Annotated in this window: 10 protein-coding genes and 1 other RNA gene; 7 read left to right on the plus strand and 4 right to left on the minus strand. The window is 32.2% G+C overall.

The features are described 5' to 3' along the window. Nucleotides 1-73 precede the first annotated feature (73 nt). Entirely contained in the window at nucleotides 74-1,219 is a 1,146-nt protein-coding gene (locus WPG_RS14005) for a cysteine desulfurase family protein (protein WP_045473812.1), read from the plus strand. Here the strand turns inward: WPG_RS14005 and WPG_RS14010 are convergent. The 3 genes from WPG_RS14010 to WPG_RS14020 form a co-directional block, all read right to left on the minus strand. Further along, nucleotides 1,209-2,981, minus strand: a complete 1,773-nt coding sequence (locus WPG_RS14010; RefSeq protein ID WP_144374484.1) for a T9SS type A sorting domain-containing protein — start codon at nucleotides 2,979-2,981, stop codon at nucleotides 1,209-1,211. The two genes, WPG_RS14005 and WPG_RS14010, sit on opposite strands and share 11 nt — an antisense overlap. A 156-nt stretch (nucleotides 2,982-3,137) precedes the next feature. After that, complete coding sequence (locus tag WPG_RS14015) at nucleotides 3,138-5,603, minus strand: carboxypeptidase-like regulatory domain-containing protein (protein WP_045473814.1); 2,466 nt, start codon at nucleotides 5,601-5,603, stop codon at nucleotides 3,138-3,140. Nucleotides 5,604-5,614: 11 nt separating this feature from the next. After that, nucleotides 5,615-7,303 (minus strand): M23 family metallopeptidase, encoded by a 1,689-nt coding sequence (locus tag WPG_RS14020; RefSeq protein ID WP_045473816.1) that lies wholly within the window; start codon nucleotides 7,301-7,303, stop codon nucleotides 5,615-5,617. Between the two features lie 178 nt (nucleotides 7,304-7,481). On the opposite strand from WPG_RS14020, the gene WPG_RS14025 reads away from it, so the two are divergent. The 4 genes from WPG_RS14025 (at nucleotide 7,482) to rny (ending at nucleotide 9,891) form a co-directional block, all read left to right on the plus strand. Then, nucleotides 7,482-7,772, plus strand: a complete 291-nt coding sequence (locus tag WPG_RS14025) for a hypothetical protein (protein ID WP_045473818.1) — start codon at nucleotides 7,482-7,484, stop codon at nucleotides 7,770-7,772. A gap of 18 nt (nucleotides 7,773-7,790) precedes the next feature. Then, nucleotides 7,791-8,078, plus strand: coding sequence for a cell division protein ZapA (locus WPG_RS14030; protein ID WP_045473820.1), 288 nt, complete (start codon nucleotides 7,791-7,793; stop codon nucleotides 8,076-8,078). Nucleotides 8,079-8,135: 57 nt separating this feature from the next. Continuing rightward, nucleotides 8,136-8,256: non-coding RNA, 6S RNA (gene ssrS / locus WPG_RS17945), on the plus strand. Between the two features lie 57 nt (nucleotides 8,257-8,313). Next, a complete protein-coding gene (gene rny / locus WPG_RS14035; protein WP_045473822.1) occupies nucleotides 8,314-9,891 on the plus strand; it encodes a ribonuclease Y in 1,578 nt (525 codons plus the stop codon). A gap of 60 nt (nucleotides 9,892-9,951) precedes the next feature. Here the strand turns inward: rny and WPG_RS14040 are convergent, their stop codons facing one another. Continuing rightward, nucleotides 9,952-10,860, minus strand: coding sequence for a tyrosine recombinase (locus WPG_RS14040; RefSeq protein WP_045473824.1), 909 nt, complete (start codon nucleotides 10,858-10,860; stop codon nucleotides 9,952-9,954). A 236-nt stretch (nucleotides 10,861-11,096) separates the two neighbouring features. Here WPG_RS14040 and WPG_RS14045 point away from each other — a divergent pair, with 236 nt between their 5' ends. Then, on the plus strand, nucleotides 11,097-11,591 hold the full coding sequence (locus WPG_RS14045; protein WP_045473829.1) for an outer membrane beta-barrel protein: 495 nt from the start codon (nucleotides 11,097-11,099) through the stop codon (nucleotides 11,589-11,591). A gap of 109 nt (nucleotides 11,592-11,700) precedes the next feature. Next, nucleotides 11,701-12,123 (plus strand): type II 3-dehydroquinate dehydratase, encoded by a 423-nt coding sequence (aroQ, locus tag WPG_RS14050; RefSeq protein ID WP_045473831.1) that lies wholly within the window; start codon nucleotides 11,701-11,703, stop codon nucleotides 12,121-12,123. Nucleotides 12,124-12,125 lie beyond the last annotated feature (2 nt).

Genomic DNA, 12,125 nt, shown 5'->3' on the forward strand with positions numbered 1-12,125 from the left:
AACAAAAATAATGGATTTGTAAAATTATAACGCTCCATTGTCTAAATAATTTTATTTACAATATTTTTGCAACATGAAGGCAGTATATTTAGACAATGCAGCTACAACTGCATTACGACCAGAAGTTGTTGATCGTATGACTAAGGTTCTTAATGAGAATTTTGGAAACGCCTCATCTACACATAGCTTTGGAAGATCATCAAAGGCGCTTTTGGAGCAATGCCGTAAAAACATTGCGAGTTATTTTAATGTTACATCTTCTGAGATTGTGTTTACCTCTGGAGGGACAGAAGCTGATAATTTAGCACTGAGAAGTGTGATAAGAGATTTAGGTGTTACAGAAATTATTACTTCTAAAATTGAACACCATGCTGTTTTACATACTGCTGAACAATTGCAAAAAGAATATAATATTGTTGTAAAATATGTCGATTTAGATCCTTGTGGTTTAATAAACTACTCACATTTAGAACAGTTATTAGCCTCTAGCAATAAAGCAATAGTAAGTTTAATGCATATTAATAATGAAGTAGGTAATATTTTAGACATTAAACAAGTAGCAGAGCTATGCAAAGCTAATAATGCACTATTTCATAGTGATATGGTACAATCTGTAGGACATTATAAAATAGATTTACAAGATATTACTGTTGATTTTATGGCAGCAAGTGCTCATAAGTTTCATGGGCCTAAAGGTGTAGGATTTTGTTTTGTCAGGAAAGAATCTGGTTTAAAACCTTTGATTTTTGGTGGTGAGCAGGAGAGAGGTTATAGAGCAGGTACAGAGTCTACGCATAATATTGTAGGCATGGATGAAGCTTTAAAAATTGCTTATGCTCGTCTTGATGAAGAAAAAAAATATGTTTCAGATTTAAAAACGTATTTCATTCAACAACTCAAAACAAATTTATTAGATGTTCATTTTAATGGAGGTTGTGAGGATGTTATTAATAGTACTTATACATTAATAAACGTGTGTTTACCTATTGCTCCAGAAAAAGCACCTATGCTACAATTTCAATTAGATTTAAAAGGTATAGCCTGTTCTAAAGGAAGCGCTTGTCAGAGCGGAAGCTCACAGCAATCTCATGTGTTAACTGAATTACTTAATGCTGAAAATTTAAAGCGACCATCTGTGCGTTTTTCGTTTAGTGTTTTTAATACTCAAGAGGAGTTAGATTATGTAATCTGGGTATTAAAAGAGTTTGTTAATTCTTAACAATAATCTTCTGCGACTTAACTGCGTTAGTGTTAGACCTTACATTTACAACATAAACACCATCACTTAAATCTGTTGTAGAAAGCACGTAACGATCTAGTACTGAATCATAAGTGCCATGCAATAAGCGTTTTGCCGCAATATCATATACTTCAATGGATGTGATATCTAAACCATTAGGATTAATGACCGAAAGTTGGTGAATACCATTATTTTGATTTATCACTAAGTCATTAACTTCAAACCCTTTAATATTTAATGGGTCTTGTGGTGTAAAGACAATTTCAAAACGATCAGTGTAGTTCCCAGGTTCTATATTAAGATCGTAATCTTGATTTCTCAAGTTTACATAAGTTTCATTTTCAATATCATGGATATAGATACCTTGAGATTCTTCAAAATTTTGAATATCAAAAATTCTAAAACGTAGCGGCTGTTGTTGTTCTATATCAATAACTAAAGGAATTACTAGTGCTTCTTCAAAGGGATAAGCTTGACCTGAATACTTTATATCTTCTATAGCAAAATAGGCATCTGAACTTACGTTATCAGAACGACTTAGCTCTAAACCATAATCAAAACCATCTGTTGCAGAATCGTGAAAATTTAAAACAACTTGTCGTGTATATTTGCTACTATCAACTGTAAAATCTATATTAATTCTAAATCTTCTAAAATCATCAGGAACAATAGTTAATCCATTATTTTGATAATTTAAATTTGTATTATTTCTAAAGAAAAAACTATCGGCACCTTCCTTTTCGTATACACGAAATTCATTTTTTGCACGAACAATTCCTGAAGTGCCTGAACGACCTTCTACCATAAAACCTTGCCCTATTGGGATAAATCTTCTAGAAAGTTTGGTTCCATTTGCTCCAGGTGGTGGTAATGGAAGAACGTTGTCTTGTTCATCATAAGTAAAAAATATTGCAGGAGTAGTAGTGATAACAGTACCGGCTGCATTAATAGTATATTCAGAATATCCACCAACATAATCTTGTAAGGTATGAGATGCAACAGTACCATCTTGTTCCCAAAAGAAAAGTGTACCAGTAATTGCCGCTGCATTTTGTGTATCATGAATAAAAGCAGCAGAATCTATTGCGCTTGGATAAGGGTTACCTATCAAAGTAAAATCACCATCTGCAACAGTGTTAGACATTGTTCCGTTATTTGGTTTACCTCTAAAATCATAATCAGTGCTACCTGTCGTTCCAATGCCTGTACCTTTCATTGTAAAACCTAATCCTGGGTCAATGTCACCAACATCACCAGCAAAAATCCAATCTGCATATGCGCTTGAAGATACATAAGTCCATAACCAACGAGATGATATTTGTAGAGGACTTGCAGTTCCGTTATAACCTGTTGTAAACGTACTATTATTACTGTCAATAAGACTTGCGGTACTTAATAAAGGGTCATCTATCTGATTTGTTCTAAAGTCGTTATTCCCAAAAGTATTTGTCAATATTCCTCCTACTGGTGAGCACCAATAATTATAAGACCATTGATTTACAGTTCCATCTTGGTATACACTTAACTCACCCAGACCAGAATTGCCTGTAGTTCCTGTGCCTTGCAAAAGTTGAGATTCGTCTCTTAAATATATTTTTGCTGTGGTTTCTTCTAAATTAATATCATCATTAACAAAGAGAACTTGATCTTTTACATATACATAAGCATTATTTCTTACGCTAAGTTGCGAAAAAGAAAAACTAAAGCATAGCATTAGACATGCAGTGAGGGAAATTTTCATGTTTAAAATTTTGTACTATAGCTTAGTAGGGTAATCTAAAGTGGATTAGACAGTTACAAATCTAACAATTTTGTATCATTTTATAGGTTTAATAATCGTCAATTTTGGCACTTGCACTAAAAATCTAAGTAATTTCACTAAATATTTAGAAGAAGGCTAAAAGCGAGCCGATAACCTCACATTAAAAACTCGAGGAGTTAAGAAGTTAGGAATAGCAAATTGACGTTTAGAATAAACATCTCTTACCCAAGTATTAGTAATAGAGTTTTGATTGTTGAACATATTGTAGATTTCAAAGCCTACTGAGAGTTCTTTAAATGCTTTTTTCCATTTAGAATTATATGTCTTATCTGGATTTACTAATTCTAAAGATACTCCTAAATCAGCACGTCTATAATCACGTAAACGTATCTGAAAGTCATAAGGATCAGCATAGCTTGGTGAACCACCTGGTACACCAGTATTATAAACTAAATTTAAATACATCTTTAAGTCTGGCATATTTGGTACATAATCCTGAAACAAAGCTCCAAATTTTAAGCGTTGATCCGTAGGTCTTGCAATATAACCACGGTTTTCAATATTTTCTTCGGTCTTTAGATAACCAAAACTAAACCAGGATTCAGTACCAGGTACAAACTCACCATTAAGTCGCATATCTAAACCATAGGCATATGCTTCAGCATTATTTTTTGCTCTATATCTAATCCTTACATTCTCTAAGGTATATGGATTTACATTACTCAAACCCTTGTAATATGCTTCAGTCACTAGTTTAAATGGTCTATCCCAAATTTCGAAGCTATACTCGTTTCCTAAAACCACATGAAATGATTTTTGCGCTTTTACTTTTGGTTGAACAACACCAGAAGAATCTCTTAATTCTCTGTAGAAAGGGGGTTGGTAATACAAACCACCTGCTACTCTAAAAAGCATATCTTTATCCCAATCTGGTTTTATAGCTAATTGGGCTCTAGGACTAAAAACGGTCTGAGAGTTACTTTCAATTCCATCACCATTAACGGTCCAACTATGTGCTCTAACTCCTACATTATAAAAGACATCGTTATTTCCCCAAGTTGTATTCTTGCTATATTGAGCAAAAGCTTGTAGGCGGTCAATTTGAACTTTATTTAAAGCTCTTACATTTTCGAAAGCTGCAAGTGGACCAGAAAAAGGTTCGTAAGGCTGTAAGTTTGGTGAGCTAAAGTTTGGCGGACGAATAGAAAAACCAGCCGAATCAATAACTTCCCATTCTAAAAGTCGGTCTCTAATATCCTCATGTGTATATTTTATAGACCATTCTACAGTACTTTCATCGTCAATTTTATAATCACCTCTATGTTCTGCATTAACTATAAAAGCGTCTAAATCATTTCTGGCATGTGTTAATTGAGAACCAATACCTTCACTAAACTCAACTTCCCCTAAATTTTCGTCACCAATATTTGTATTAACTTCTCCCAAACGATATTGTGCAAATATGTCAAAATACTCTTGTTCAGTAGTATGATATGCTGAAGCAATTACTTTTAAAGTTAATTCATCGCTTGCAAAATAATTGGCTTTAAATGCTCCGAAATAAGTCTGGTATTGATCTTTTTCTTGCCCATCATAAAATACTAGAAGTGCTACAGGTTCTTGCAAAGTACCAAAGTTAGTTTGTCTATTTTCTGGCTCAAAATTGTATTTATTTAATGAAATATTACCTAAAAAATTTAGATGAAATTTACTCGAAAAACGATAGGTTAGATAGGTTTGAGCATCTGCAAATACAGGTTCTACATTGCCTTCAGTCTCAAGATTATTTAATATTAAACTATTATCTCTGTAACGAACACCAGCTATTCCCGAAAACTTACCATCATTAGATACGGCTTCTGCAGCGACACTACCTCCTAATAAGCTTAAGTCGGTTCTTACTCCAAAAGCAACTGGGTTTCTATATGTGATATCTAATACAGAAGATAATTTATCACCAAATTTTGCTTGAAAACCACCAGCTGAAAAATCAACATTCTGAACTAAATCCGTATTCACAAAACTTAATCCTTCCTGATTACCAGAGCGAATTAGAAAAGGGCGATAGATTTCTATTTCGTTAACATATACTAAGTTTTCATCAAAATTCCCACCTCTTACTGAGTATTGTGTACTTAGTTCATTTGAGATATTAACTCCTGGTAGTGTTTTTAAAATATTCTCAACACCAGGTTGAGCACCTTTAATTGTTCTCACCATCTGAGGAGAAATGGAAGTAACTCCATCAACGGACTGTCTTGTATTAGTATTAATAACTACAGTTGCAATTTGCTCAATTTCAATTTTCATAACAGGATTAAACTCCAGCTCTTGTCCGTTTTTTAGATTGAATTTAGCCTCAACTCGTTTATGATTTAAATGAGTAAATACAATAGTGATGTCTTTACCAAATGGAATTTTAAGTTCATAAAATCCGTTTTCATTTGTAGCTGTACCTTCACCTGTGCTAGCCTTAATATTAACATCATTAATAGGGTTGTTGTTTTCATCTAAGATAACACCTCTGATAATTGCAGATTGTGAAAAGGATAATAAGCTAAAGAATAAGCCTAGTAGAACTATAAAATGTAAGCGTTTCAAATAGTTTAGTTTTATTTTCTAAAAAAGATTGCTTCAAATGTAGAACTATTTCCAACATTATCTGTAACAATTATTTTTAATTCGTTCTTTGTATCAGTAACGATATTATCTTTAAAATCGTGTATAAGTGTATCAGTTTTATAATCATATTCCATTAAAATCCACTTTCCGTTAACTGTTGCTCTATATTTACTAATGCCAGATAGTCCATCTTTTATTTTTACTTTAAGGTAACGGTATTTACTTAACCATTTTTTATCTTGAAAATTAGTGGGTCTTATAGAAGGTGCAACAGTATCCATAGCCAAAGTATAAGTGCCAAAAATTTTGCTGCCAGCACTTAAAATTTTGCCTTTGCGTTTAGTTCGTACATAGCTTGGTTTCTTGTAGTAGCCATATAATCTAGCAATAAAAATCTTATCTAAATGTTCTGTTTTGTAATTACTTAAGTCGTAATTAATATAAAAGTTTTTTTGTAGTGGAATATTGTCTTCATGCAAGAAGAGCGTATCACAGTTAACTTTAAAATCTATGAAACGATCGTCATATAATGTATTTTTATAAAAGCTAACTTTTATATTATTAGACTCTAACGTTGTTGCCTTGTTACTATATACAAGAGATTTAGACAATAAAGTATCATTATTTACTTTTTCAATAATTTCTAATTTTCCTTTTACAGGAACTGAAATCCAAGTTTCATTTTGCTTATAATCTCTTATTCTTACTTTATAGACAGATGATGTACTATCTTCAACACTTATATAACCATTGTCATAAGCATCTTTATAAAGACTCAAAGGGTTATTTTTTTGTATGAACAACTTTTGGATACGAGAACGATTAGTTTTAAAGTATTCATAATCTATTAATCTCTTAATATGCTTAGTTTCGTCAAAACTGAAGCGCTTAAAGTCTATTTCTAGACTTTTATTACCATTAAAAAAAGTTTGGATATTACTTACACCATTGTTGTTTGGTGCTAAATCTTGTTTGTCATAACTCGTTATACCAAAACCAATATTACCAAAAGCAGTAATTTTTTCAACCTCGTAATCTCCACTCTTCTTAGGAATCAACCTTAAAGGAACGCGTTCATTCTTGCCATTTATTATAGCGTTTTCATCTTTTGGATATGCATAAATAGCCGAAACATAAGGCGCTTTAGTATCTTTTACATCAAAGCCAAAAAGCATAGGATTCAATGGTCGTTCTTGGTTATCCCTAATTTCGAAATGTAGATGAGGTCCACCAGAACCTCCTGTATTACCAGAGAAAGCTATCACTTCGTTAGGAGCAATAATAATTTCTTCAGTACTAGGAAACACCTCTACCTCAAAACTTTCCTTATCATACTGGCATTCTTTAATATACTTTTCTAAGCGTTTAGAAAATTTTTGAAGGTGACCGTAGACCGTAGTGTACCCATTGGGATGAGTTATATATATTGCTTTACCATAACCAAAATGCGAAATTTTAATTCTACTTATATAACCTCCGGCAGAAGCATAAACTTTAAGTCCTTGTTTTTGTTGTGTTTTAATATCTATACCACCATGAAAATGCGATGATCTTAACTCAGCAAAAGTACCAGCAAGAACAATCTGAATATCTAAAGGGTTTCTAAAATAATCTTGAGGGTATTCTGTTTGACCATAAGCAGAACAGGTAATTAAAAGGAGGAGCAATTTTTTTTTCATATAATGGACTATGTTAGCTAAAATATCAATTTGATTGAGAAATTCAAATCTTAATATAATATTATTTTTTTTAACGTATTAATTCTTTTGATGTTATGGGAACTAAAAATAATTGTAAAAGAATTGTGTTTTTTCATTAGGTATGTTAACTTTGTTTCAACAGTATTGAATTACTTTAATGAGTAAAATAGAAGACATTGTTGATGCTTTAGAAAATAAAATCAGTAAAGTTTTACATAAGCAAGAGGTTTTAAAACAGACCAACGCGAAACTTTCTGAACAATTAGAACAACAACAGCAAAAACTTTTAGAGCAACAAGAAGAATTAGGGTCTTGGGCAGAAAAGTATGAAACACTCAAAATCGCAAATTCAATGCTAGGTAGTGACGAAAATAAACGAGAAACAAAGCTCAAAATAAATGCACTTATTAGAGATATTGACCATTGTATTGGGCAGATCTCGGAATAAAGTTGTAAATTAGACTAGATGTCAGATCAATTAAAAATTAAACTTTCAATCGCTAATAGAGTATATCCTTTAACGATTAATCCGATTCAAGAAGAAGGTTTAAGAAAGGCTACAAAGAAAATTGAAGCCATGATAGGACAATTTGAACAGAATTATTCTGTTAGAGATAAGCAAGATGTTTTAGCAATGTGTGCTTTACAGTTTGCTGCTCAAGTAGAGCAAAAGTCAATAGATAAAGAGTATGTTAATGAAGAAGTTCAGGAGAAGTTAGAAGCTTTAAACGAACTTTTGAAAGGGCATGTATAACTCGTACGTTCTTTAAAATAAAAGGTTACTGCCTACATTAGTTACATTTTTTGATAAACTCAACGATCAATTCTTTAAAAAGGGTGAGTTGAAGTTGTAAAATCGTGCTGTTAATACTTTGGTATTTAGACAGATTTTTGATCAGCTTGTTAGCCCTAAACTTGTTTTTAAGGAGTTTATACAAAACCGATAACTGATGTAGGCTTTTTTTATATACTAACACTAAATAATAAACATGGACACTAACACAATTTTATATATTGTTGGAGGAGTAGTATTAGGATTAATACTAGGATATATTATAGCAAAATCCTTAGCGAAAGGAAATGCATCAAAGTTAATATCTAATGCTGAAAGCGAATCTAAATCGATTTTAAAGCAGGCTAATGTCGATGCAGATGCCCTTAAAAAAGATAAAATTCTTCAGGCAAAAGAAAAGTTTATTGAGCTTAAGGCTGAGCATGAAAAAGTGATCTTGTCGAGAGATAAGAAAATGGCTGAAGCAGAAAAGCGAATTAGAGATAAAGAATCACAAATCTCTAATGAATTATCTAAATCCAAAAAATCTAACCAATCATTAGAGAGTAAAATTAAGGATTATGATTTTAGACTTGAGTTCTTAGAGAAGAAGAAAGGTGAAGTAGAGAAAGCTCATAAAAACCAAATCAAACAATTAGAAGTAATTTCTTCTTTATCTGCTGAAGAAGCGAAAGAGCAATTAGTTGAATCCCTTAAGGAAGAAGCTAAGACAGATGCAATGGGTTTTATTCAGGATAAATTAGAAGAAGCAAAACTAACAGCACAACAAGAAGCTAAAAAGATTATTATTAATACCATTCAACGAATAGGTACCGAGGAAGCAGTCGATAATTGTGTATCTGTATTTAATATAGAATCTGATGATGTTAAAGGAAGAATTATTGGTAGAGAAGGTAGAAATATTAGAGCAATAGAAGCTGCCACTGGAGTGGAAATTATTGTAGATGATACACCTGAGGCTATTATCTTATCTTGTTTTGATTCTGTAAGACGAGAAATAGCACGCTTATCATTACACAAATTAGTGACTGATGGTAGAATTCATCCAGCAAGAATTGAAGAGGTCGTTAGAAAGACTCAAAAACAGATTGAACAAGAAATTATTGAGGTAGGTAAACGTACTGTTATTGATTTAGGGATTCATGGATTGCATCCTGAATTAATTAAGATGGTTGGTCGAATGAAATACCGTTCTTCTTATGGACAAAATTTATTGCAACACTCAAGAGAGGTGGCTAAACTTTGTGGAGTCATGGCTGCCGAATTAGGACTTAATCCTAAGTTAGCAAAACGTGCAGGTTTACTTCATGATATTGGTAAAGTTCCATCTTCAGAAACTGATGTTGAAACTCCACATGCAATATTGGGAATGCAATGGGCTGAGAAGCATGGTGAAAAACCAGAAGTATGTAATGCTATAGGCGCTCACCATGATGAAATTGAAATGACAACATTACTTTCGCCTATAATACAGGTTTGTGATGCTATTTCTGGCGCAAGACCAGGTGCAAGAAGACAAGTATTAGATTCTTATATACAGCGTCTTAAAGATTTGGAAGATGTTGCATTTGGGTTTACTGGTGTTAAGAAAGCTTACGCAATACAAGCAGGTAGAGAATTACGTGTTATTGTTGAAAGTGAAAAGGTATCTGATGATAAAGCCGCAAGTTTATCATTTGAAATTTCTCAAAAAATTCAAACGGATATGACTTATCCTGGACAAGTAAAGGTGACTGTAATTAGAGAGACACGTGCAGTAAATATTGCCAAGTAAAATATAACTAACTCAAATTTTTAGTATAGGTATTTAAATTTAAGTTTTAAATGCCTATTCTTATTTTCTTGGGTGATATTTATTTAAAATATCGGTCAAATGTGAACGATCCACATGCATGTAGATTTCAGTAGTTGTTATACTTTCATGACCAAGCATCATTTGAATTGCTCTAAGGTCAGCACCATTTTCTAAAAGATGCGTAGCAAAGGAATGTCTAAACGTATGAGGGGATACATTTTTCTTTAGTCCCGATTTTTCAACTAGTCTTTTAATGATAGTAAACACCATTGCACGTGTTAGTTTTTTGCCTTTATAGTTGAGGAAAAGAACATCTTTTGAACCTATATCAACCAAAATTTGTTGCCTTATAGATTTCCAAATATTAATATAACCTTGTGTGCTTGTACTAATAGGAACAAATCGTTCTTTATTACCTTTACCTAGGACTTTTATAAAGCCTTCATCAAAAAACAAATCTGAAATTTTGAGTTCAATTAACTCACTTACTCTTAAACCACAACTATAAAGGGTCTCTATAATCGCTCTATTTCGTTCTCCAAGATTTACTCCATTAAATTGGTAACTCAAATCAATGTTAGAAATAAGACAATCTATATCACCAAGGGATAATGTCTCAGGAAGTTTCCTTCCTATTTTCGGAGTTTCAATGAGATCAGTTGGGTTATCTTTCCTGTAATTCTCAAAAACTAAATAGTCAAAAAAGTTACGAAGTCCTGAAATGATTCGTGCTTGAGATCTCGGATTAACAGCCTTTGAAATGTGATATATAAATTGCTTAAGAGTCTCGTTGTTTATCTTAACTGGAGATGCATCTATCTTAAATTCAGTCAAGTAAGTAATTATCTTTTTAATATCGTACCTGTAGTTTTCTATTGAGTTTTCTGCTAAACCACGTTCAAGTTTTAGGTACAATAAATAATCCTTTAAAGCGCTCTCCCAATCCATGCCTAAAAATAGCAATAAATACCAAATAGTTTAACGAATTGACTACGTGCTTTGTAATAATTTCTTAAAAAGTAGTTAATAACAAATCAATTCAAAGTGTTGAAAATAAAATATTTAAATTATTTTGTTTGTAAAACTGTTAATAAGTGTGCCTAGAAACTTTATTATTTGAGAAAAAAGGCTTTATTTTGCATTTATCAATTTTAAAACTTTAAAACTTTAAAACTTTAAAAATTATGAAAAAATTATTTTTAGCTGCATTCGCAGTTTTTGCATTTGCAAGTGTAAACGCTCAGGAATTTAATGCTGGTGCTAATCTAGGGCTACCTATTGGTGATGCTGGTGACGGTTGGACTTTTAATGTCACTCTTGATGTAAATTATTTATGGGAAGTTTCTGAAAAATTTCATGCAGGTGTTGCTTCTGGATTATCTTATAATTTTGGTGATTCTTTTGATACTGGTTTCGGTACAATTGATGTAGACGATGCCGTTTTTTTACCGATTGCTGCAGCTGGACGTTTTGCAGCTTCTGAAAAGTTTACGTTAGGTCTAGACTTAGGATACGGACTTGGTATTTCTCCAAGTGAATTAGAAAGTGGATTCTATACTGCTCCTAGAGTACAATATGCAGTTAGTGAAGCTTTAGATGTAGTTTTAGCTTATAGAGGGGTAAGTCTTGATGGTGGATCTTTTGATACTATAACTTTAGGTGTTGAATTTGGATTATAATACTTATTAAAATATTATATAAAAAGAGAGGCTTTTAGGCCTCTCTTTTATTTATTCGATAATTGAGAATGAGGCGTAAACTATTTTGCCTTTTTTATATATTTACCCTATGAAGAAATTAATTATCATAAATGGTCCAAATCTTAATTTATTAGGAAAGCGTGAGCCAGAAATTTATGGAAGCCAAACCTTTGAAGATTATTTAAAAACACTTAAATCTAAATTTAATACTGTTAGTTTAGATTATTTTCAGTCTAATGTAGAGGGAGAGCTTATCAATAAAATACAAGATGTTGGTTTCTCTTATGATGGTATTATTTTAAATGCTGGAGCTTACACACATACCTCTATTGGTATTGGTGATGCTATAAAGGCAATATCAACTCCAGTAGTAGAAGTGCATATTTCTAATACGTTTAGCAGAGAAGAGTTTAGACATCAATCTTACATATCTCCGAATGCTAGAGGCGTTATACTAGGTTTTGGTTTGCAGAGTTATGATTTAACGATTGAAAGTTTTATGAACTCATAATT

The organism is Winogradskyella sp. PG-2 (assembly GCF_000828715.1).
In the GTDB taxonomy this organism is placed as follows: domain Bacteria; phylum Bacteroidota; class Bacteroidia; order Flavobacteriales; family Flavobacteriaceae; genus Winogradskyella.